Annotated in this window: 16 protein-coding genes; 6 read left to right on the plus strand and 10 right to left on the minus strand. The window is 36.1% G+C overall.

What is annotated here, in order from left to right:
• Positions 1 to 182: 182 nt before the first annotated feature.
• The 3 genes from ACFS6I_RS23565 to ACFS6I_RS23575 all read right to left on the minus strand — a co-directional run bounded on the left by ACFS6I_RS23565 (position 183) and on the right by ACFS6I_RS23575 (position 5414).
• Positions 183 to 3554 (minus strand): TonB-dependent receptor, encoded by a 3372-nt coding sequence (locus ACFS6I_RS23565; RefSeq protein WP_380924222.1) that lies wholly within the window; start codon positions 3552 to 3554, stop codon positions 183 to 185.
• Between the two features lie 154 nt (positions 3555 to 3708).
• On the minus strand, positions 3709 to 4671 hold the full coding sequence (locus ACFS6I_RS23570; protein WP_380924224.1) for a FecR family protein: 963 nt from the start codon (positions 4669 to 4671) through the stop codon (positions 3709 to 3711).
• Positions 4672 to 4799: 128 nt separating this feature from the next.
• Positions 4800 to 5414, minus strand: coding sequence for an RNA polymerase sigma factor (locus ACFS6I_RS23575; protein WP_183915706.1), 615 nt, complete (start codon positions 5412 to 5414; stop codon positions 4800 to 4802).
• A 259-nt stretch (positions 5415 to 5673) separates the two neighbouring features.
• Between ACFS6I_RS23575 and ACFS6I_RS23580 the strand changes: the two genes are divergently transcribed.
• The gene (locus ACFS6I_RS23580; protein ID WP_021187941.1) at positions 5674 to 7554 is read left to right on the plus strand and encodes a DEAD/DEAH box helicase; all 1881 of its coding nucleotides are present in this window, start codon (positions 5674 to 5676) and stop codon (positions 7552 to 7554) included.
• A 162-nt stretch (positions 7555 to 7716) separates the two neighbouring features.
• On the opposite strand, the gene rlmB is transcribed toward ACFS6I_RS23580, so the two are convergent.
• The 3 genes from rlmB to ACFS6I_RS23595 form a co-directional block, all read right to left on the minus strand.
• Complete coding sequence (gene rlmB, locus ACFS6I_RS23585) at positions 7717 to 8490, minus strand: 23S rRNA (guanosine(2251)-2'-O)-methyltransferase RlmB (protein ID WP_132772237.1); 774 nt, start codon at positions 8488 to 8490, stop codon at positions 7717 to 7719.
• A gap of 108 nt (positions 8491 to 8598) precedes the next feature.
• On the minus strand, positions 8599 to 10410 hold the full coding sequence (locus tag ACFS6I_RS23590; protein ID WP_380924228.1) for a DNA polymerase III subunit gamma/tau: 1812 nt from the start codon (positions 10408 to 10410) through the stop codon (positions 8599 to 8601).
• 154 nt (positions 10411 to 10564) lie between these two features.
• The gene (locus tag ACFS6I_RS23595) at positions 10565 to 11284 is read right to left on the minus strand and encodes an MIP family channel protein (protein ID WP_380924230.1); all 720 of its coding nucleotides are present in this window, start codon (positions 11282 to 11284) and stop codon (positions 10565 to 10567) included.
• Between the two features lie 869 nt (positions 11285 to 12153).
• Between ACFS6I_RS23595 and ACFS6I_RS23600 the strand changes: the two genes are divergently transcribed.
• A complete protein-coding gene (locus ACFS6I_RS23600) occupies positions 12154 to 12783 on the plus strand; it encodes a hypothetical protein (RefSeq protein ID WP_380924232.1) in 630 nt (209 codons plus the stop codon).
• A 208-nt stretch (positions 12784 to 12991) separates the two neighbouring features.
• Complete coding sequence (locus tag ACFS6I_RS23605; RefSeq protein WP_380924234.1) at positions 12992 to 14149, plus strand: hypothetical protein; 1158 nt, start codon at positions 12992 to 12994, stop codon at positions 14147 to 14149.
• Between the two features lie 47 nt (positions 14150 to 14196).
• On the opposite strand, the gene ACFS6I_RS23610 is transcribed toward ACFS6I_RS23605, so the two are convergent.
• Complete coding sequence (locus ACFS6I_RS23610) at positions 14197 to 17025, minus strand: TonB-dependent receptor (RefSeq protein ID WP_380924236.1); 2829 nt, start codon at positions 17023 to 17025, stop codon at positions 14197 to 14199.
• 97 nt (positions 17026 to 17122) lie between these two features.
• Positions 17123 to 18361, minus strand: a complete 1239-nt coding sequence (locus ACFS6I_RS23615; protein ID WP_380924238.1) for a hypothetical protein — start codon at positions 18359 to 18361, stop codon at positions 17123 to 17125.
• Positions 18362 to 18627: 266 nt separating this feature from the next.
• Between ACFS6I_RS23615 and ACFS6I_RS23620 the strand changes: the two genes are divergently transcribed.
• From ACFS6I_RS23620 to ACFS6I_RS23630, 3 genes are all read left to right on the plus strand, one after another.
• Positions 18628 to 19290 carry an ABC transporter ATP-binding protein gene (locus ACFS6I_RS23620; RefSeq protein WP_380924240.1) on the plus strand — a complete coding sequence of 221 codons (663 nt, stop codon included), beginning with the start codon at positions 18628 to 18630 and terminating at the stop codon, positions 19288 to 19290.
• A 1-nt stretch (position 19291) separates the two neighbouring features.
• On the plus strand, positions 19292 to 20635 hold the full coding sequence (locus ACFS6I_RS23625) for an ABC transporter permease (RefSeq protein ID WP_380924242.1): 1344 nt from the start codon (positions 19292 to 19294) through the stop codon (positions 20633 to 20635).
• 176 nt (positions 20636 to 20811) lie between these two features.
• The gene (locus tag ACFS6I_RS23630; protein ID WP_132844481.1) at positions 20812 to 21288 is read left to right on the plus strand and encodes a hypothetical protein; all 477 of its coding nucleotides are present in this window, start codon (positions 20812 to 20814) and stop codon (positions 21286 to 21288) included.
• A 21-nt stretch (positions 21289 to 21309) separates the two neighbouring features.
• Here the strand turns inward: ACFS6I_RS23630 and ACFS6I_RS23635 are convergent, their stop codons facing one another.
• Together ACFS6I_RS23635 and ACFS6I_RS23640 are read right to left on the minus strand one after the other, a co-directional pair.
• Positions 21310 to 22029, minus strand: a complete 720-nt coding sequence (locus tag ACFS6I_RS23635; RefSeq protein ID WP_380924244.1) for a 16S rRNA (uracil(1498)-N(3))-methyltransferase — start codon at positions 22027 to 22029, stop codon at positions 21310 to 21312.
• Between the two features lie 5 nt (positions 22030 to 22034).
• Entirely contained in the window at positions 22035 to 23348 is a 1314-nt protein-coding gene (locus ACFS6I_RS23640; RefSeq protein WP_183915732.1) for a hemolysin family protein, read from the minus strand.
• Positions 23349 to 23356: the final 8 nt, after the last annotated feature.

A 23356-nucleotide genomic window follows, 5' to 3' on the forward strand; every position in this document is an offset into this window, starting at 1 on the left:
ATCATTTTTTAGACTATGCATCCCTATGGGATAGCATTTCATAAGTTTGCATAGTTGTTTTCATCCCCCCTTATTTTGCTTCTATTTTATCTTCCTGTTGTGCGATGTGGACAAACTTGGAACTCATGTGCAATTTTTTAAGGGAGGCATGAAGCTGCCTCGCGCAGTTATTTTTTATTATTTTAAAAATTATAGGTCACTGAAAGACTAAATCTTCGACCGTCTTTTTTACGATAGGTTATAATATCGTCGTCCGCCCTATTATATTTATTATCTCCTTTAACAAGCTCATAAATTATTTCTCCTTTTTCTCCTTGAGAATTACTATACGCTGATTGATTTTGATAATACCTTGTCCATTCATCCAGAAGATTGGCAGCATTAAATTTCACTTCCAATTTCTGTTTCAAAAAACGTTTATACACCTGAAAATCAACCTGCCTTGGCGCAAGTTCATACTCTACCCTATTTGGGTTGAAGGAGGCCGTATTTGTACGATAGCCTCTATGATTATAGCTTGCTGTTATACCAAAACTATCACCCCAATAACCGACACCTAAATTCAACAACCAAGGTGATTGTCCCATTAGTGGACGATCTTGATTAGGCGCTCTTTCTTTTTCGCGTTCTGCAATTGTACGATCATCTACCAACTTATGTCTCCACTGACTTAATGCATTAACTTCAGATTTCAACAATGTCCCATTGGCATTTAGAAAAGCTTTAGATAGCCAATCGGCCTCACCAATAAAACTCAAGTTTTTACGAATTTCAAATTCCAACCCCATGTTTTTTGCGGACTCCATATTATTGAAAACATATGCAGTTCCGGGACTTACATCTTCATTTTCAATCAGTTCTATTGGCTTATCTAAATATTTATAAAATCCGGTTAAGGATATAATTTCACCTGGACTTGGATACCATTCCAATCGCAGATCAACATTATCGATAAAAGTTGATTCGACATTATCCCCTGAAACAATAGCATCCAATTCAAAGTCATAAAATCCAAAAAAACCTGACTCCCTAAAGTCTGGACGAATGGCCGTCTTTGAATAACTTCCTCTCACATTAAAGGTATTGGTTACACTATAAGTTGCATTAATGGACGGTAGAAATTTCCAATTATTTTCACGAATCATCAGTTTATACAATAGTAATTTATTGTTATCTGCATCTGGATCGCCATTCTGCTTTCTAAACATTTCATCCTGACGATTTAACAGATTGTAGTATTCGGCACGGAATCCATAGACTAATCTTAGCTTATTCCAAAATTTCTGATCCAACATCAGATACCCTGCATGTGAACTCATATCACCATCATAAACATTACCACCGATAGGCTCAGGATAATAATAAGCTTGACCAACTCCGTTTCCGATAGTTTCTGGAGAGAACAATATATCATAAGGTTTTTCAATAGCAGGTGCCGATTTAGAAGGATCATCGGGCATGTAAGAGCGGGTAAATGGCAACAAACGAAAAACCGAAAGATTACGATTTTTTTTCCAGCCTTGATATCCAGCCTTAACCAAAGTGCTAACGGATTTTCCTTCACCAAAGACTCGAGAAAATGCCATTGCCCAGTTAAAATCATTTTCATTAATCTCGGTCCACATGCGGGAATCAAAACCCGTTTCGGAATGGTTAGACCAGTTAGAAAGACTTAATAAATTAGGACTTTGAAACATATAATTTCCGTCTAATATTGTCGTTAATCCATATCGCAATTTACGTTCATCCAAAATCTGCTGCTTGATTCTATTATAGGCAAACATACCCTCAGCCTTGATTTTCCACGGCAACTGATATTCACCGCTTAACTGATGCTGCTGCAAAGACATTGTTTCAGGTAATTGATATTGATTTTTGGTCGGAGGGTTATTTAAATTTGTAAAGGTTGACCGGATATTTTCACTATAATTATTGTTAAAAGTCCGAGCGTACATATTTTTAAATGCGAGCTTAAAATCCTGTCCTTTTAGTCCAAAATTCGCCACCAATCCGCTACTACTATTAAAGCGATAGGAGGTTCCTGCACCATTCTGACCGATCGTGTCACTTTCTATCATATGTTGCTTCTCTCCATACCCGTTAATGATACCAGATCCTCGCACATTATTAAAGGCGACAATATTTTGTTCATTTCGAATATTAGCAGAAGCAGAGAAACCGAACAGTAATCCATTTGAAAAATTATACCGCCTTCCCAATGCAAACCTTAAATTTTGATTAGGAATGGCCTTGTAGCGATATAATTTCATCGCATCTGCGTTAACCTGTTTGGACTGGGCTATTGCATCAATGTCATTATACTTGAGATTTGAACCTGGCATTAAAAATTCTTCATTCAACTTTGGATCGTTCAATATATATCCTGGAGGAGCATCTAGACGTCTTGCTTCACCATTCCAAAACCAAGGTTGGATCCCTTCGGGCTGCTTCGAAGAGGAATGATTAAAACCAAAATATTCGCTGGTATGCCATTCACCAAGACGATAAAAGTCTTTTCCTGTTGTGCGGGAATTTCCTCCAACGCCATATTGTATTGTGGTAAAATCCTTATCCGGGATATCTAACGTATTAATAGAAACCTGTCCGCCCGAGAATTCGGCCGATACATCCGGTGTTGCCGTTTTATTGACCACCACAGAACTCACCATCTCGGTTGGAATAATATCAAAAGAAAAATCACGTCTATTTTGCGAAGTACTTGGGATGACTACGCCATCCAACATGGCTTGATTGTAACGATCGGACATACCCCGCACAATCACATTTCTATTGTTGACGGTCGTCAATCCAGTAACGCGCTTTAGCACCTGCCCCATATCATTGTCAGGTGTACGTGCAATCTGCTCGGCAGATATACCATCAGTCACCGAGGCAGCGTTCTTTTGTGCGGCATACAGTCCTGCTACAGATGCTTTTTTAAACGACACACTAACGACCGCCGTTTCCAACTTATTGGTCTGCGTTTTCATCGCAATATTTAATGCTGTAAGTTCTCCGTCCTCTATTTTCACGCCTTCTATGCGCTGTGTCTGATATGATAGATAACTGACTTCCAAGGCATAGGTTCCCGATACAGCGGTTAAAATATAACTACCATCAATACTGCTCTGTGTCGTCTTATTGGTTCCGACCAACTTAATGCTGGCATTTGCCAACAACTGACCTCGATCATCAATTACTTTCCCGGAAATGCGTCCTAGCTGCTGTATTGGTTTTTTGACCAATGTAATATAAACCCCATTATCTTGAGGTATCAGATCTGTACCCCTAAGAAGATAGCGCACTACTTCTCCTATACTGCTATTTTTAAAAATTTTGGCATTCACTTTTTCCTTTGACAGATTATATTTATTGGCATCAAAGGCAATATGTATATTTTGCGATTCCAATTGCTCGAAAGCTGCTGGAATATTAGATTCATTAAAAGAAACTGAAATCTTTCTATTGAGCAACTGGCCGTATGCACCTGATGCTAAAAGCATTTCTGCCGATACGATTAAAAGAAGTAGTCCCACCAATGATGACTTGATCATAAACTTAATATTGTTTTTCGTAACGTATTTCATAAATTTGTATGCGTATATAATAGCTCTATAAGTTTTTGTATATGTTATTTTATAGCACCTTATGGATGCTATAGGATCCAGAGTTGACGATGGCAGTCGTCAGCTCTTTTTTATTCCCGAATTAGTAGATATGCACCGTACTCCCCTCCTTCCTAGACTTGTTATGGTGGACAGCTTTTATACTTTCCAAGGTTGCTGACCAAGAGAGCTGTTTCGATATCGGCATGCTATAACGCTGTCGGGCAATCTGATCATCGCCGGCTTTCAGATCTACATTGTAGATATTTTTAACTGCTAATGCCATTTCTGCAAAACTGCTTTGCTTTAGGTAAATCTTTCCCTCAATCCAACTATTACGTATAGTGAGGTCAAAAGTCTCTTGGTTACTGCTGTGGTTCTTTTTGGTATAGCGAATCTGTCTGCCGCGCTCCAATGTGCCTAATGACTTGTTGTCGGCCGCTACTTGTACTTTACCTGTAAATACAGAGACAGATATTTCATCCGATTCGCTGTAGTTTTTTACCGTAAACGATGTACCCAATACCTTTGTCTGTAATTGCTGTGTATTGACAACAAAAGGTTTTGTGGAATCTTTTTTAACTTCAAAAAATGCTTCTCCGGCAAGAAGCTCTACTACACGGTCCTTTCTGTCGTATGAAACGGTATCCAATTTAATTTTGGAACGTGCATTTAAAATGATCGTTGATCCGTCTGCCAATAATACCTTCTTCCGTTGTGCAACTCCTGTTTCAAAAATCCGGTACCCTGGTTTTACATTCACTTCCTGTTTTACAGTATCCAGAGCGGTTTGGTTTTCCCAAAACAATATGCTAAAGCAAAACAAAAGTGTAGCCGCCACAGATCCAATCCAATAGACCATTTTCCGAATTGATGATTTTTGAGGAGTTGTATTTTCAATCTGTTGTTGTATCCTATTCCATAATTGGACCTCATCAATTACACATTCAGGAATCTCTTCCCGATCTAGTGTTTCATACCAGCGATCGACCAACATACGCTCTGCTTTTGTAGCTTTGTTCTGCTGATATCTGTAGATCAGGGATTCAAATATTCTTCTTTTCACTTTTTTGCCTGCTGTTTATATATAAGTCTGCAAAAAAGCTATAAAGTACTTCAAGAAATAGTTAATGTTTTATAAAAGAATTGTTAAGTATACTGTTGGTGGCAGTCATTGTCTGCTGTACATAATATTTACTTAGATAGTTGCTCCAGAGCGAGAACAAGAAATACGCTAAGCGTGCTATTTTGAACATTTTGTCTTGCACTTATTGCTTTCCTCATTCTTTTGGAAGCTTCTGTCAGGTTATTTTTCACGGTCTGCTCAGAAAGCCCCATACGCAGGGCGATCTCTCGAATTGGCAGATGCTCCCATTTAAGTAAGAGTGCCTGACGCATATTATGCGGCATAATTTCTAATTCCTCTTCCAGTAATCTTTCTAATGCAAGGTAAGTTTCCAATTCTTCAGGATGCTGTTGTACATAGTCAAAAATATGGTTGCTCCAATGGTCCAACAGTCTATTTTTAACTTTATTGGCATTAAAAAAATCGATAATCTTATACTTGAGCATTCCTTTGAGGTAAGCTGGAAGATTCATTTGGATGTCGATCGTATGACGCTTTTCCCAAAACTGTACAAATAATTCTTGGAGAATATCTTCTACATCCTGAGCGTCCAAAATCCGCCGGGCAGCATGCTGATAAAGATCTTTCCAACAATAGCGATAAAGCTCTCCAAAAGCGTTTGTATCATTTCGCTCTTTAATAGCTTGAAGCCAATGCTGATATATAATTGGTATTTGATCCATACTACTATCAAAAGTAAGGTTGAAATATTAAGTCTACATTAACAAATGATCAAAAAAGCAGAATAGTTATAAATTAGTTTCACAATCCAAATAATTCTTTTCAATGTGGTTTATTTATGTTTAACAGATATAAAAATATTTATTTGTCATTCAAAAAACACATTATATCAAATACTTAGCTTATAAATTAGTTTTGTAAATATTATTTTACTATCTTTGCATCGCCTTAGGCAATAGAGCCTATTGTATAAATTAATTCATGAACCCATTTTTAGAACTGGGAATCCGTGAGGAAATTGTTAATGCCATCTCAGAATTAGGTTTTGAAAAACCTTCTGAAATTCAGGAAAAAGCCATTCCTGTTTTATTGACTGGTAACGACGATTTTGTCGGATTAGCCCAAACCGGCACAGGTAAGACAGCAGCATTTGGTCTTCCATTATTACAGCAATTAGACTTTTCTCAGAAACATCCTCAAGCGTTGGTATTGTGTCCAACACGTGAGCTTTGTTTGCAAATCTCGAAAGATATAGAAAGATATGCTAAAAACCTCGACAACGTACATGTTGTTGCTGTTTATGGAGGTGCAAATATTAGTGACCAACTTCGTCAAATCAGACGTGGTGTGCAAATTGTAGTAGCGACCCCAGGTCGTATGTTAGATATCATTGGCCGTAATGCTATTGATTTCTCTCAAGTGAAATATGTTGTGTTAGATGAAGCAGATGAAATGCTTAACATGGGCTTCAAAGAAGACATCAACAACATCCTGTCAGAAACTCCTGACACTAAAAAAACATGGTTATTCTCTGCAACAATGCCATCTGAGGTTCGCCGTATAGCTAAAAACTATATGACTGATCCAGTTGAAATGACTGTAGGTACGAAAAACACTGGTAATGCTAATATTGAACATCAATATTATTTAATTAGAGCTAAAGACAAATACGCTGCTTTCAAACGTATTGTAGATTCAAATCCTGATATCTTTGGTATCGTGTTTTGTCGTACAAAAATTGAAACGCAAGAAATTGCTGAATCTTTAATTAAAGATGGTTACAACGCTGATTCATTACACGGAGATTTATCTCAACAACAACGTGACAAAGTAATGAAACGTTACCGTGACCGTAGTTTACAATTATTAATTGCTACAGACGTTGCAGCCCGTGGTATTGATGTAAACGACGTAACTCACGTGATTAACTTCTCTTTACCTGATGAAATTGAAAACTATACTCACCGTTCTGGCCGTACAGCTCGTGCAGGTAAAACTGGTATTTCAATCTCATTGATCAACATTAAAGAGCAAAGCAAAATCCGTCAACTTGAAAAAGTTATCGGAAAACAATTTGAGCGTAAACAAGTTCCTCAAGGAGCTGATGTTGTTGAAAAACAATTATTAACGATCATCAATAAAGTTCAGAATGTAGAAGTTAATGAGGATCAAATCAATCAATTCTTACCAGCTATTATGGAAGGTTTTGAATCGTTATCGAAAGAAGATATCGTAAAAAGATTTGCTTCATTAGAATTCAATAGATTCTTAGATTATTACAAAGGTGCTCATGATTTAAATATCGAAGCACGTGATATCAGCAGCAATGGCCGCGAACGTGGCGAAAGAGGCGAGCGTGGTGAAAGAGGAGAACGTGGTAGCTCTAAAGGATTTACTCGTTTATTCATGAACCTTGGTTCTGTAGATGAATTCAGCCGTGGAGACATGTTAGGATTTATCTGTAACAACGCTAAAATTTCTGGAAAATCAATTGGTAAAATTGATTTAAAAGGAGTATTCACTTTCTTTGAAGTTGAAGATGCTGAGGTAACAAAAGTATTCGAAGGATTTAAAGACGTTGATTTCAACGGTCGTAACGTACGTATCGAAGTTTCTGGAGACGGAAAAACTGAAAACCGTGGTGGTGGAAACAGAAGCCGTGGTGGAAGTGGCGAACGTAGAAGCTTTGGCGGTGGTGAAAGACGTGAAGGTGGAGGTGGTTACCGCGGTGGTGGTGATCGCAGAAGCGGTGGCGGTGAAAGACGTGAAGGTGGATACCGTGGTGGAGATCGTAGAGAAGGAAATGGTGGTGGTTTTAGAGACTTTTCTGGAAAAAGAAAAGAATCTAGTAACAAATACTAATCGATTCATCTTATAAAATAAGAGCGGATATCCCAAAGATAGCCGCTCTTATTATTTATACAACAGTTATGTTATTTCCTAATGTGATTAACATAAAAAAAGAAGAGTGGCTAACCCTAAAGATAGCCACTCTTCTTTTTTTATATAGTATTTATACAAGTATTATTTCACGCGTTGACGAATAGCCTCGTATAATACAACTCCAGCCGAAACAGAAACGTTTAATGATCCTATTTCTCCGAACATAGGTATTTTGGCAAGATGATCTGCAATACGAATTAAATCGTCTGATACACCTGTATCCTCAGCTCCCATGATGATACATGTTGGTACAGTATAATCAACATCATAGATGCTATCTTTTGTCTTTTCAGTACTTACAACTAACTGTATGCCGGACTCAATAAGAAATTTACCCACTTTAGCCAAACCTTCATGACGACATACTGGTATTTTATATAATGCACCTGCGGATGTCTTGATTGCATCAGGATTCACCTCTGCAGATCCTTTTTTTGGTACAATGATCGCATGTACACCTGAACATTCTGCTGTACGTGCAATAGCACCAAAGTTGCGCACATCTGTAACCCCATCTAGCATCAAAAATAAAGGCACTTCTCCTTTTTCATAAATTTCAGGAACAATGTCTTCAATTTTTTGATAGATAATCGGGGAAATAACGGCTATAACACCTTGATGGTTTTTGCGTGTGATACGATTTAGTTTTTCAATTGGAACTTGTTGAAACCCTAAGTCGTGCTCTTTCAAAAGAGCTTTCAATTCTAAAACTAAACTTCCGGCTAAACCTCTTTGTATAAATAATGATTCAATTTCTTTACCACTATCTATCGCTTCTATAACGGCACGAATACCGAAAACCATCTGATTGGCTTCACGATCTGATGATCTATCGTGTCTTTGAAAATTTTGCATGCTTAATATTCTAAATAAGAATTGGTTTCTAGCAATTAGCTAACCAATTTGAAAGGCAAAGATACAAAAAGAAATATGGGTTAGTGCAAGAAAAAGTTGGTCTAAGTTTTAACTTAGTCCCAAATTAAGCTCTTTTCTTAACGTTTCTAAAAGTGGATTCTTCTGTACCATAGCTTGATATTTCTCTTGCGAGGTATAAGGTTTACGTACAACATCATGCTCCATAACAATACCACGTAGATCTAGTGAAAAATTATGCAGTGCAGGACGAAGGAAATTTAATAAATCTACCTTTGCCATATTCAGAACATCCATCTGGACCATATTCTCCACATCTACCTCTATTTGATTTCCAACTAACTTTGGGGGCACAGCTGTCATCAAGGTATACAGATTAATCTTATTTTGCTTTTTTATATCTGTTGCCAACGTTTTCCAAAATTGGATAAATTTTTCATAAGTCACTACTTCCTCTTCAGTACCTTTAACTAAACTCGGCTCATTACTATCTTCTTCTTCAGTTTTAGATTCAAAAATTGAATTTAGATCGGGTAGTGATGGCATAGAACTTTTGGAAGCTCCCCACCCACCCTTTTTCACTTTAGGCGGTAAGTTAGAGACTTCTGGGCTTTTCGTTTGTTCTACTACTGGTGTTGCAGGAGGTACTGTAATCGGAGTTATAGCAATATTTTTATCTACTACTGGTAATGAGGGTTTTGCATCAACGACAGCTGTTTCTGTGGCTGGAGCTACATTAGGGAGTTTTTTTTTTAATCCTTCAACAGTATTGGGAGCCTGAAGGGTTCCAATCTGGCTTAACTTAATAGCACTTGATAAGTGACATATTTTTAAAAGTGCTAATTCTACCTGAAGACGCTGATTCTTACTTGTTTTATAATTAATCTCACATTGATTAGCAATATTCAATGCTGATAATAATAATCCCGTTGAAGATTTACGTGCTTGATCTAAATACTTAGCCTTTATACTTTCACTTACTTCTAACAACTTTAAGGTAGACGGTTCTTTTGCTACCAATAGATTTCTAAAATGCGATGCTAAACCTGAAATAAAATGACTGCCATCAAAACCATTATTTAAAATATCATTTAATATTAATAAGGTATCTGCTGGATTTTCAATCAATATAGCATCTGTCAATTTAAAGAAGTAATCGTAATCTAAAATATTCAGATTATCAATAACTGCTTGATAAGTGACCTGCTTATTTGAAAAACTAACGATCTGATCAAACATCGATAATGCATCACGAAGCCCTCCATCTGCTTTTTGAGCGATGATATGAAGGCCATCTTTATCGTACTGAATACTTTCACGTGTTGCAATGCTTGCCAAGTGATTGGCCATATCTTCAACACGGATACGGTTAAAATCAAAAATCTGACAACGTGATAAAATCGTCGGTAAGATTTTATGTTTTTCTGTAGTTGCTAAGATAAATATGGCATAGGCAGGTGGTTCTTCCAATGTTTTTAGGAAAGCATTGAATGCCTGCTGCGACAGCATGTGAACCTCATCGATGATATAGATCTTAAACTTACCCACTTGTGGTGGAATACGTACTTGATCAATCAAATTTCGGATATCGTCTACTGAGTTGTTAGATGCGGCATCTAATTCATGAATGCTAAATGAATTACCATTCTGAAAAGATTTACAGCTATCACATACACCACAGGCTTCGCTAATATCTGAAATGTTTTCACAATTTATTGTTTTTGCTAAAATACGCGCGCAAGTTGTTTTACCCACACCTCTTGGTCCACAGAACAAAAATGCTTGTGCTAACTGATTGTTATGAATAGCATTCTTAAGTGTACCGGTGATGTGTTGCTGACCGACAACCGAGTCGAAGGTGACCGGGCGATATTTACGAGCAGAAACAATAAAATTTTCCATTGTACGAAGATACAAATTTTGTAACTCCGTCACAAAATTAAAAAGCGATACTTCAAAAAAGTGTGCTCTTAAAACTGTTAGATAACAGAAACAAGAAGACAAAAAAATAGCTTCATTTTTCGATGAAGCTATCCAATATCATGATATAAAAGTTTTAATTCCCTTTGGGTTCAAGAGCACGCCAAACGACTGCGGCAATTATAGCTCCTACAATAGGGGCTACAATAAATAACCAAAGTTGTGAAAGGGATTGGCCCCCAGCTAGTATAGCTGGACCAAAACTACGTGCCGGATTGACTGAAGTACCTGTGATGGGAATAGCAACTAAATGAATCAAAACTAAGGTCAGCCCTATAGCCAAACCAGCCATAGTGGAATTTCCAACTTTGGAGGTAGTCGCTAAGATGACAAATAAAAAGATGAAGGTTAAAACAGCCTCTGTTAAAAATGCAGCGGTTGTGCCGTATTCATTCTGATAGCCTTTCCCCCATCCATTCGACCCATATGCCCATTCACCTGGAGAGAAACCAGCTAGCTGTCCTCCTAAAATCTGCTGTAGAACAAAAGCACCTAATAATGCTCCTATTAATTGTGCTACAATATAAATAACAGCATCTTTCGCAGAAATCTTTCCTGCAACAAGTACACCGATTGTTACCGCGGGGTTGATGTGACACCCACTAATGCCGCCTATCGCATAGGCAAAAACAACAACGGATAAACCGAATGCTAGCGCAATCCCCAGTAATCCCAATCCCGACAATCCGCCTAAAGTCGTAGCGCCGGCAACAGCCGCTGCACCACAACCAAATAGTACCAAACCAAAAGTTCCAATTAGTTCAGCAACAAATTTTGTAGAAATATTTGTTTCCATTTCTTTAAGTTATAATATGGTCAAACTTGCGTCAAATATCTTGCCTCTTTTACACCTGTTTTTCAATGAGTTAAATTAAAGTAAGGATATAGCTACATGTATATTATTTCGTACAAATAATATACAATAGTAACAGGTAAAATTTAATACTAAGATCATGAGATAATAATGCTTTGGGTGAGAAAAAATTTTGTTTTTTTAGTGTGATCTTTTCTACGTAACATGGATTCGAAGAGCAATTGATTAATGTTGCCGAGGGATGGCGGTGCCATAAACTGGTATGGCGTAGATATTTTGTTGTATTGCAAATCGATGATCCTCTTAAGATGATGCGCTACATTTTCTTGAAATATAAGTCCGCCAAAATGGTTGAACATAAATAAGTCAAATGAAAAGTATCTCCCTGCATGCACCGAGACAATACAGGAGTTTACTTTTATCTTGACAGACTGGTGAATGGCTCCAAACACTTTCCTTTCAATAAACTTATCCATTCTGTGAGTAAACAACTATTTCCTTAAAAGCATGTTACGTAGAACTATCTACGAGAGATCGCGCAATATAATCAAGCCGTTGGGAGATATAAGCTTGTTATAAGAAGAAACCTTCCTGTCCTCTTCATTATCATAAAGAAACTAGAAGATAGCATTCAGAAGCACGGTATTACTGAATTGCAATGGCGCAAAATGATCTCCCCACTATGCTCAGGGTATCGGAAATAGTGCGTAAGAATTCGGCCTTTCCGTCTGTTAGGAATTCCATCGCGTGAAGAGCCGTTGCATCGCGTATAATCTTTACTATCTATCGTTTCAATTGTGAGGTATAGCAAAAAAGAGTTATTTTAGTGATTAAACCTAGATGATATTCTGATGAAATATATTCGTGCAAAAGCCAATTTTATTCGATATACTGACGAAAAACTACTTTTAAGAGCAAGCTATATTTTATCGTGCATGAAGAATTCTACTGTCTTTATTAATCCGACTTTGCCACTGCCAACTATTGAAGATGCTTACCAAGATTACCAGAAGAAAGTGATCGAGGCTGAAAGCGGAAGCCGAGAAAAGAAGTCTTATAAGCGAGAAAGCAAGCGGAAACTCTGTGAACTGTTGCAACAGCTTGTTGCTTACGTCAATTTAGTCAGTGATGGAAAGTTATCTTTACTACACAGTTCGGGTTTCCCTGTACTCACCAAAAAACGTAAAGGCCAAGTTCCTAATACTCCATCCGCCCCATTTCTTTGTGATGGACGTACAAGTGGTGAAGTCGCCTTTGGATTTAAACCTGTAGGACGGGATATGTTTTATGATTATAGGTTTGCAACAGAGGTTGACTCATATGGACTCCCACAATGGGGAGAAATATTCTATAAAACAAACTCGTTCAGGGCGTATTATTCAGGATTTACTCCTGGCCACTATATTTATTTTCAAGTTAGAGCGCGCAATAAACATGGTCAAAGTCATTGGACGGCTCCTCTATTATTTATGGTCGGATAAAAAATAAAAGCTTCCAAATATTATTGTTCGAAAACTGCATCACAGTACCTTATTGTGGATCTCTAACGTCATTTAGCTGTAAGTAATGAATTTAGGTATTTCTTTTGATGTTATTTTTATGTAACTTCATTATTAATAAATTGTTAAGGAATTGAAATCTCTATATTCATATTTGGTCGCAAGCGCTCTTTCACTGCTGTTTATCTTTATGCAGAAGCGAGAAAGCTATGCGCAAGAATACAAAGTTGATTTCTATAATGCACCGTTTATATTCTCATTAGATTCCACATTTATTATAAATGTTCCTTCTGAAATCAGCGAGAACAATGTTCTTGATTTTTATAAAAAAATAGAATCATCTCATGATTCTATGGTCGTCAATTCATTACTTGCTTACAAAAAGAAATACAATCTAAATGATTGGATCTACTACCAGCTCGTACGTCACACAGCGCAAGCAATAAGTCCCAAACAGGAAAACTATAGTCGATATACTTTATACAAATGGTATTTGATGTGTAAATCTGGTTATGATGCACGATTAGGATTAAGAGAAAAGCAAACTATATTTTACATTAAAAGCAAAGACGACATATCAGATCTTCCATTTTTCCATTTAAACGATGACAATTATGTTTGCTTAAATTATCATGATTATAAGAGTATTTTCAACTATCAAGAACCGTATAAGCTAGTTGATGTAAAAATTCCTGAGGCCAAAAACAGCTTTAGTTATAAAGTCACTAGACTCCCGGATTTTAGACCAGATAGTTATGTTGATAAAGAAATTGGGTTTAAGTATAATGGTAAAGCATATCATTTCAAATTAAAGGTCAACTCCGAAGTGAATGATATCTTTGCAAATTATCCAATTGTTGACTTTGAGACATATTTCAATATTCCATTAAGTAAAGAAACTTATGAGTCAATAATCCCTTATTTAAAAGAGTATACATCAAAAATGTCAACAAAAAAGGGAATTGACTATTTAATGCAATTCACCAGGTATTCTTTTCTTTATGAAGATGACCGCGAAATTTACGGGGCTGAAAAACGCTTTGCGCCTGAACAGACATTAATTAATGATATTAGCGATTGTGACGACCGAGCTGCTCTTTTCTTCTATTTAGTCAAAGAAATATATGATTTACCCATGATAGCACTGCGATATCCAACTCATGTTACTCTTGCTGTTCAATTTGATAAACCTATTGGACAAAGTATTCTTTATAATGGAAACTATTACACTTTATGTGAGCCCACACCTCAAGATATTAAACTGCGAATTGGAGAACTGTCTCTAAATCACCAAAAACAAAAATATGAAATCGTATATCATTACGAACCCGCTTTAATCAAAAAATAAAATCCCGCTAATAGTAACTTAGCGGGACTTATATCGAATTTAATGTCTTAAAAATTATAGCTATACCCTACGCTGAAATTCCGCCCAGGAATACGTTGCTGATAGATTTGATCTGCTGCTTGAAAGGCTTCATAAACACTCAGACGTTTACTGTCTAAAAGATTATCTACTTTAAATGAAATGGTACCTGCTTTAAACTCTTTTCCTATCTTTTTGGATAAATTCAAATTTAAACTATTAAAAGGTTTAGTATATACATCTGAGTTTCTCGCAAAACCAATTATCTGTAAAGTTTTTCCTTGTACATTATAAAAAACACCAGCTTCGAATCCTTTACTTGAACTGTTATAAGACAGACCAGTATTGATTAAATAAGGAGACTGACCTTGTAATTCTCTCTTTTTTGAAATTTCCTGTCCTTCACGAGCAAATGATATTCTAGAAGCATACTCTTCATCTCTCATCTCGATTTCAGATTTAACAACAGTAACATTTACGTTTAAAGTCAAATCTTTCAAATCTTCAGAAATAAATCCAAAATTCTTACGTCCTTCTACTTCAAGTCCTATCACTGTGGCTGATGGTGAGTTTTTTGGCGTAATATCTAAAGGTACTCCATCATTATAAGCTTGTAACTCAATTGGATTTTTAAATCCTTTGTAGAATCCACTTAGAGCAAACATTTGCGCATCCTTAGCAAAGATCTCATAACGTAAATCTATATTATTAATATAAGTAGGAACCAATTCCAAATTACCCAAAAATCTAATTTCTGTTAAAGGATCGTAGATTTGAACTACTGATAATTCTTTAAATGATGGTCTAGCAACAGTACGGGAATATGATGCTCTTAAATTGTGATTTGCAAAAGTATTATATATCAAATTTAATGAAGGAAATAAATCAAATTTATTGATGGTTTTTACTTTATCATATTTCAATCCATCAATATTCTGTCCTGTAAAAATTGTTGTATAGTTTTCACCACGAAGTCCTGCTATTGCTTTAAGCTTTTCTATAGGACGTATTTCTAATGAAGCGTAAGCAGCACCAGTTTGTTGTGAAGCTTCAAAGGTATTTGCAGCTTGATAATTACCTCTTACCCAGAAACCACTATCTTCACTTGCATTATATACATTTTCCGGATTCAGGAATCCGTTGGGATCACCATTAGTAATATCTTTGTTATTGTTTCTGTATTCTATACTATAATTATTAATACGGTAATCTCTCTTTTTATAACTATACAAGCCACCGAACTTAAATGCAGATTCTCTTTCAAATAAATTTAACTTTTTTGTAAAATCCAATTTCGAAACACCGTTAAACTCATCTAAATATCTCCAAAAGCGATTTGGAAGACCAGCGTCTGTATTGATAACATAATTACCACTGCTATTCAAAACAAAGGTAGTTTGACGCATATCTTTATCATTTACTTTAACCCACGTTGGTGAAAGCTTCCATTCTGTAATAAAGTCTGCATTTTCATTACTATGCTTACCGCTTAGTAATAAGTTTGTAATTGCACGCTCTGTATATTCCAAAGTATGGCGCATGGTCTCGTTTGAATTTGAAATTGCAGTTGTCTGATTAAATATCGCAGCTCTTGATTCTCCATTTTGGATGCGTAGCGCTGTCAATGAATATTTAGATCGATCGGTTTTATAATTCAAGCCCAACATTCCAGAAAGTAACACATTTTGCTCGCCTAAATCTCCCTGGCTAATTTTATCTGCTTTAAGTTCAGAACTAGCGTCGGACTGATTTGGCTTTTGATAGATACCATTCTGAAATCCTTTGTAAAACATTGTATTTCGCTTATAATTCAATAATCCAATAACACCTAACTTATTACCAGCAACATTGAATTGATTACTATAATCGACTCCCATATTCAAATCGGGAAGATTATTTGATTTACGTTGTGCAGCCATTACCGGATCAAATGCCTTTGCAACTTGCTCAACAGCATATCTATTTTCAGGAACAACCGGATTTAAAATTGTATAATCCTTTACCACAGGAAGGTTTCTATCACCGTAATCATACCCTAGAAAATCTGTTTTACTTCCTTTGTAACTAACAAAATCATTTCTAAAGTGAGCATTCGGATTATAACCCAATGACATCGAAACACCTAAGTTCTTTTGTGCAGGGATATCTTTAGTTACAATATCGATTACACCTCCGGTAAAGTCTGCTGGCAATTCAGCAGAAGCTGTTTTCATAACAACAATATTTTCCAATACACCAGTAGGAAATATGTCCATTTGAACAGTATTCTTATCTGGATCTAATCCTGGTATGTCAACACCATTCAAGATTGATTTAGTGTAACGATCTCCAAGTCCACGAACATATAAATATTTACCCTCTTGAACAGATACTCCAGGAATAACACGAACTGCAGAAGCAATATTACTTGCTCCAGAACGTTGAATAGCCTGTGAAGATAAACCATCCATAACAACACCAGAGTTTTTCTGCATATTTAATATAGAGAGTTCAGTATTTTTTCGAGCCGAAACGGTAACGACTACTTCACCAATTTGATTTGATGACGGAGCTAAGGAAACATCAACAATAGCTGACTTGCCTGCCTCCACTTTAATATCGGTGATTTCTTTGTTTATATAGCCTACATAGCTAAATACGAGTTTATATGTACCTGGAGCAATATTAAAAGAATAATCTCCTTCAAAATCTGAACTTGTAGCTTGATTTGCAGCTCCAACAATAGATACACTGACTCCTGATAGGGCTGAGTTGGACCCTTCGTCTTTGACAACGCCAGAAATTCTACCTGTTTGTGCAAATAATAAACTTGGCAATACTACTAATACAAATAGTAAAACCGAAAAATGCTTGTTCATTAAAATCTTAGTTTGTTTGGATTAATGTGTTTGTTTTTTTTATTCATCTTTCAAGTTGATTGGACAGCTTGAAAGATGAATATATACTGTTTCTTAATTAAAACAGATTGAGGCTTTTAGTAAAAGTCCAAGCAAAAACTGAAGTATTAGCACCTACTGTTTGCTTACCATTTTCTACGCCTATACTATTGCTTGTAAATTTGGTAATGTCTGGAGCAGTTGTTCCTTTTGATGTAAATAGATTTGCTACAGTTTTACCTGCTGGTAAAACAAATTCCCATTTCACAAAATTCAATTTACTGCCATTTAATGTAACGATGGTTTTTTCATCATTAACATTCACAACATTACCTGTAGTATTGATATTATTCACGAAAATATTCTCCAATTTACCTGTAGCTCCATCACGAAAATCTGCAATCTTTTTACCCGCAATATTATTCATATTGATAGTAATATTTTTGAAGGTAAAAGAACCTGTACCATTTCCTTCTGGACCATCAATTTCTAATGCTGAATCTGATTTCTCTGTTTGGATGATAAGCGCATTATCAATTGTCCCTGAATAAGCTTGATCTACATCTAAACCATCATCTTCTTGACCATAAACAACAACATTCTTCACGTTAACAGTTCCACCGAAAAATTCAATTCCGTCATCCTTATTAGAAAAGATCTCTACGTTTTCTATTGTAGTGCCATTACCTACCCCACCAAGAGTCAAACCTTGAATCTCACTATTTGGTGCAACAGCAACACCACTGAAACGAATTGAAATATATTTTAATGATCCTGAATTATCAGCTGCATTTGTTCCTCCGTATTCTCCATAGCTAAGACCTGCTGGAATACCTTCAATATATCCCTTACCTGATGAAGCGGCTACCGAGATAGGGGCTTTCCCTAGTACAATCACACCACCCCATTGTCCAGCATCACTAGCTTTTAATGTACTGTTTTTCTCACCCGCTTTAATATTATCATTTACACTTGTAAAGATAATTGGCTTCTCAGCTGTACCATTCGCAACAAGTTTTGCACCTTGATCAACAATTAATGCGGAAGCATTTGACTCTTGACCATCCTTTGCTTTAATTATAGTCCCAGGTTCAATCGTTAATGTTACACCTTCGTCTACAACAACACGGCCATCTAACACATAAATATTATTAGAAGTCCAAGTTTCATTAGATTTTAAGATGCCGGTTTTCACAATATCCTTTCCTGGCTCTGGTGTTGGACCAGGTCCCGGACTGATCGGATCATCACTGCTACAACCTACTGTCGCTAAACTTACTACTAATGCTCCGAAAATTGGTAAAAATTTCTTTCTCATGATTTAATTTTTATGACTCCACAAAGTAACCTTGCGTATGTTAACTTTATGTTATTTGAGGATTATTAATACATTACATATATGTTAAGTTAACATACTGTATAAATCATATATATATAAATCAGTGATTTTCAATTTAAATTTATGATTGAAATTGCTACTATATAAAAGAAGTGTAATAAAATTATTAACCGCACAATTTATTAACATATTTAGGCTATTTTTATATTTTATTATTTTTGAATACTTTTTCAATATCTGATTTCATGATCAATCCAATCATAGCAACGCAGGAACTTTCCTTCCAATACAAAGGAGGTATACCAATCAAATTTCCTGCTATTCAAATTCAAAAAGCTCAACATACACTGCTTCTTGGAAATTCGGGAACTGGTAAAACAACATTGCTTCATCTTTTGGGGGGACTTTCAAAACCTACAGCAGGAAAAGTCTGGATTAATGAAAAAGATATCTATGCCATGAGCACATCTGAAATGGATAAATTTAGATCGCAACATATCGGCTTTATTTTTCAAGAAGCCCATTTATTGAAAAACTTAACTATTCTTGAAAACATTCAGCTTGCGCAGTCTTTAGCAAAGAAAACAGTCAATAAAAATGAAGTTTTGAGCGTGCTAGACAAACTACAATTGTCTGATAAAGCCCATGCATATCCACAGGAATTAAGTCGAGGCCAATTACAACGTGCCGCTATTGCACGTGCTGTTATTAATAAGCCTTTGCTTTTAATTGCTGACGAACCTACTGCATCATTGGATGATCAGAATACAACTAGGGTATTAACACTATTAATGGAAATTGCCGATCAACAGGGCGCTACCCTCCTGATCGCTACGCATGATAAAAGAATTAAAAATAACTTTTCGAATACTTACGATTTAAATACACTCAATCCTAATAGCAAATAGCATGAATACTATTCAATTAGTTTGGAAAAATATTAGTAAACAAATAGGCTCAACAGCACTCAGCATATTACTGACTGCTTTTGGTGTTGCCATACTATGTGTACTTTCTATAACCAGCGATAGCTTTGAAAAGCAACTTGAAAATAATAGTAAGAATATTGATTTAGTAATCGGAGCTAAAGGAAGTCCCTTACAATTGATTCTATCCAGTGTTTATCACATCGACAATCCTACTGGTAATATCCCTTTGGCTGAAGCTGAAAAATTGCAGCATAACCCATTAATAAAATTGGCTGTTCCTGTATCATTGGGAGATAACTATAGAGGACATCGCATAGTAGGCACGGATTCTAGCTTTCTTACTTTGTATGAAACCAAAGTACAACAAGGAAAGCTATTTGATAAAGACTATGAAGTTGTTGTCGGAACTGATGTTGCCCGTAAGCAAAATCTTAAGATTGGAGATCAGATTCATAGTTCACATGGATTAAGTAAAGGCGGTCATAGTCATGATGATCAACCGTTCACTGTTGTAGGTATATTATCATACAACAATAATATTACGGACAATCTCATTCTGACTAGTCTAAGTAGTGTCTGGGATGTGCATGGAATTGAACACCACGATCATGACCATGAATTAACTCCTGCTGAAGCGCAGGCTAAAGAGGATCTTGAAGAGACGAAAAATGCACATCTCCATCACCATGGTGAAGCAGAAGAGGAGGAACATCGTGATGATGATCAACATGAACCCGATATGATGGTAAAATCAATTGGTGCAGATATGATTCATTCTTCTGGTCTTGAAATTACGGCATTGTTAGTGCAGTACCGTTCACCAGCTGCAATTGCGGTATTACCTAAGTACATCGCACAAAATACACAAATGCAGGCCGCCTCACCAGCTATAGAGAGCACACGTTTATTTTCTCTTTTAGGGGTGGGAATTGACTCATTAAAGATATTAGCTTATATCATCATGGCAATTGCTGGATTAAGTGTCTTTATCAGCTTATACAATGCCTTAAAACAACGGAAATATGATTTAGCGATCATGCGTACCTTGGGTGCTTCCAAGCTCAAACTTTTCTCTCTGGTAATCTGTGAGGGAATGGTCATTACTGTAATTGGGGGTTTCTTAGGATTGATTTTCGCCCACATAGCGCTTTATTATATCAATACACAAACAAGCCAAAGTGCTGACTTTATAGATGCATTTAAGCTTGATCCCATAGAACTGATTTTTGTTTTATTAGCCTGTGTAATTGGTATTATTTCAGCACTAATTCCTGCGATCAAGGCATATAAAACAACGATTTCGCATATTTTATCAAACAATTAATGTAAAATGATATTATCATCAGGTTTTGTATTTTTACAAACTGAACTAAGATTTTTACGCACTATTTCGAAATATTTCTGCATATAAATATGGAATTATAAAACGGGAATTTTCAAGGTGAAAAGTTGAAGAGCCCAGCAAAAAGCAAATTTTAAATGTACAAACAAACAATTATAATGAAAAAGATACTCGCTTTCTTTAGTTTACTGATTACCTTTTGTATTACAGCAAATGCGCAGATAGGTCGTGATCCCAATACACCCGATCATACGCCAATGATGAATAAAACTTGGGAAGCTGTTGATAAAATGGCTTATAAAGTTTCTTATAGCGGCAGTAAAAAGATCTATACTCCTTTCTATCCTGCAGAGTTGAAAGCCTTAGAAAATAAAATCGTTGAGATGCCCGGTTATATGGTGCCTTTGACCAGTGGCAGAACACATAAAAACTTTATGATATCGGTACTTCCTGTAGCGCAATGTATGTTTTGCGGTTCTAATGGAATCCCGCCGATGGTGGAGGTATTTCTAAAAGGTGACGCCATAAAATTTACAGAAGAGCCTATCAAATTAAAAGGCAAAATGGTCTTTAACAAGGATCCTTTAAAAGGTAATTCGGAAATTACGATAGTTGATGCAGTAATTATAAAATAAAAGAAGCCGCTGTTGCGGCTTTTATTTTGATCTGTTTACGAGAGAAACCTCAACACAAGATGTTATCCCTGCTGTTTCGGTTCGTAAACGTGCTTCTCCTAACGAAATCGGTTGATAGCCCAGGTTTAATGCTTGTTCTATCTCCTGTGTCGAAAAATCTCCTTCAGGACCAATCAGTAAGATATAATGCTTTCCCGGTTGTATAACTTCATTTAGATACTGTTTCTCACTATCTATACAATGTGCGATAACTTTGGTTGCTGTATTCGATTCCTGTTGCTTACAGAATTGAGAAAAAGTAATCGCAGGATTCAATTTTGGAATATAGGCTTTCAATGATTGCTTCATTGCTGCTACAATCACTTTATTAAGACGATCTAATTTAACCTCTTTTCTCTCAGAATGCTCACAGATTAAAGGTGTAATTTCATGAATACCAATCTCTGTCGCTTTTTCTAGAAACCATTCGAAACGATCGATATTTTTAGTTGGAGCAATTGCAGTATGTAAGTGATAGGAGGATTGCTGATAATTTTCTTTGACATTTAAAATAGTCAAAACTGTTCTTTTCGGATGTGGGTCTAAAATTTCAGCTTCATACAATCCGCCTCTTCCATCAATCAAGTGAACTTTATCACCTACTTGAAGTCGAAGCACACGAATGGCATGCTTACTCTCTTCTTCACTTAGAATAAAGTTTTTAAAATCAGGTTTAATCTCTTCTGTAAAAAATAGTTGCATAATCGCTAATTATCTTGATCATCATCCATCGACTCAACAAGTTCCAATTTTACAAATTCTATATTCTGTTGCGTTTTACGAATAATCGTAAAAGTATAACCAAATACTTCTTTATACTCTCCTACCTCAGGAATTTTATCAAACAAATCGCTTACTAGACCTGAAACGGTATCATAATCTTGACTTGCTGGCAATTCCAATGGTAAAAATTCATTCACATCATGAATGCTCGCACCAGCGTCCACCATATATTCTGTTTCAGAAATACGTTCAACAACTGGAGTTTCTTCATCATATTCATCTTGAATTTCACCAACAAGTTCTTCGACAATATCTTCTAAAGTAACCATACCGGCCGTACCTCCAAATTCATCCAATACAATCGCCAACTGAATTCTTTTTAATTGAAATTCGGCCATTAAATCATTGATTTTTTTGGTTTCCGGAATAAAGTAGGGCTTACGCATGATATCCTTTAATACCACCTCTTTACCTTTCATAACGATCGGTAAGATATCTTTTGTGTGTACAATACCGACAATCTGATCGATACTGTCGGCATAAATAGGAATACGTGAATAGCCCTCTTCTGTTACCGTATTGATAAAATCAATGGCTGCACAATCCTCTTCAACCGCTACGATTTTTGTTCTCGGAACCATGATGTTTTTCACGATCCGTTCATTAAAGTCGAAAACGTTTTTAATCAATTCATGTTCAGATGATTCTAATGCTCCGCTTTCTTTACCTTTATCCAATAAATATTGAAGTTCCTCTGAAGAGTGTGAAGATTCACTAGGATGCGGTTGAATACCTATTAATCTCAATAAAAAATTAGCAAAACCATTGAATACATATATTAAGGGCATCAATAACCAATAAAATATACGCAATGGTACGGCTACTTTCATTGTCGTCGCTACAGGTTTTTGAATAGCAATAGATTTAGGAGCAAGCTCACCTAATACAACATGCAAGAACGTAATAGTTCCGAATGCAAGTGCGAAACCGGTCCATTTAGCCCAGCTTTGTGAAGTATCTACCTGAAAAAAAGAAAACAGATTAGATACGATTTCGGTCATGACTGCTTCACCTTTCCAGCCTAAGCCTAGTGATGCTAAAGTAATACCTAGCTGTGTTGCAGCTAGGTATTTATCCAAATGCTCCGTAATATTTTTTGCAATTTTAGCAACATTGCTACCTGATTTTGCTTGGAGCTCAATTTGTGAAGCTCTTACTTTGACTATAGCAAATTCTGCCGCAACAAAAAAACCATTTGCAACTACTAAAAATATTGTCCAAAAAATATCGAGGGCCATTATGGGGT

Source organism: Sphingobacterium anhuiense, assembly GCF_042686355.1.
Lineage (GTDB): Bacteria > Bacteroidota > Bacteroidia > Sphingobacteriales > Sphingobacteriaceae > Sphingobacterium > Sphingobacterium anhuiense.

Coding starts and splice junctions, on each gene's coding strand:
- ACFS6I_RS23640 (WP_183915732.1), bottom strand. CDS start 23,348: ATGGCCCTCGATATTTTTTGGACAATATTTTTAGTAGTTGCAAATGGT.
- ACFS6I_RS23595 (WP_380924230.1), bottom strand. CDS start 11,284: ATGGAAACAAATATTTCTACAAAATTTGTTGCTGAACTAATTGGAACT.
- rlmB (WP_132772237.1), bottom strand. CDS start 8,490: ATGCAAAATTTTCAAAGACACGATAGATCATCAGATCGTGAAGCCAAT.
- ACFS6I_RS23600 (WP_380924232.1), top strand. CDS start 12,154: ATGAAATATATTCGTGCAAAAGCCAATTTTATTCGATATACTGACGAA.
- ACFS6I_RS23580 (WP_021187941.1), top strand. CDS start 5,674: ATGAACCCATTTTTAGAACTGGGAATCCGTGAGGAAATTGTTAATGCC.
- ACFS6I_RS23610 (WP_380924236.1), bottom strand. CDS start 17,025: ATGAACAAGCATTTTTCGGTTTTACTATTTGTATTAGTAGTATTGCCA.
- ACFS6I_RS23565 (WP_380924222.1), bottom strand. CDS start 3,554: ATGATCAAGTCATCATTGGTGGGACTACTTCTTTTAATCGTATCGGCA.
- ACFS6I_RS23625 (WP_380924242.1), top strand. CDS start 19,292: ATGAATACTATTCAATTAGTTTGGAAAAATATTAGTAAACAAATAGGC.
- ACFS6I_RS23620 (WP_380924240.1), top strand. CDS start 18,628: ATGATCAATCCAATCATAGCAACGCAGGAACTTTCCTTCCAATACAAA.
- ACFS6I_RS23575 (WP_183915706.1), bottom strand. CDS start 5,414: ATGGATCAAATACCAATTATATATCAGCATTGGCTTCAAGCTATTAAA.
- ACFS6I_RS23590 (WP_380924228.1), bottom strand. CDS start 10,410: ATGGAAAATTTTATTGTTTCTGCTCGTAAATATCGCCCGGTCACCTTC.
- ACFS6I_RS23615 (WP_380924238.1), bottom strand. CDS start 18,361: ATGAGAAAGAAATTTTTACCAATTTTCGGAGCATTAGTAGTAAGTTTA.
- ACFS6I_RS23630 (WP_132844481.1), top strand. CDS start 20,812: ATGAAAAAGATACTCGCTTTCTTTAGTTTACTGATTACCTTTTGTATT.
- ACFS6I_RS23605 (WP_380924234.1), top strand. CDS start 12,992: ATGCAGAAGCGAGAAAGCTATGCGCAAGAATACAAAGTTGATTTCTAT.
- ACFS6I_RS23635 (WP_380924244.1), bottom strand. CDS start 22,029: ATGCAACTATTTTTTACAGAAGAGATTAAACCTGATTTTAAAAACTTT.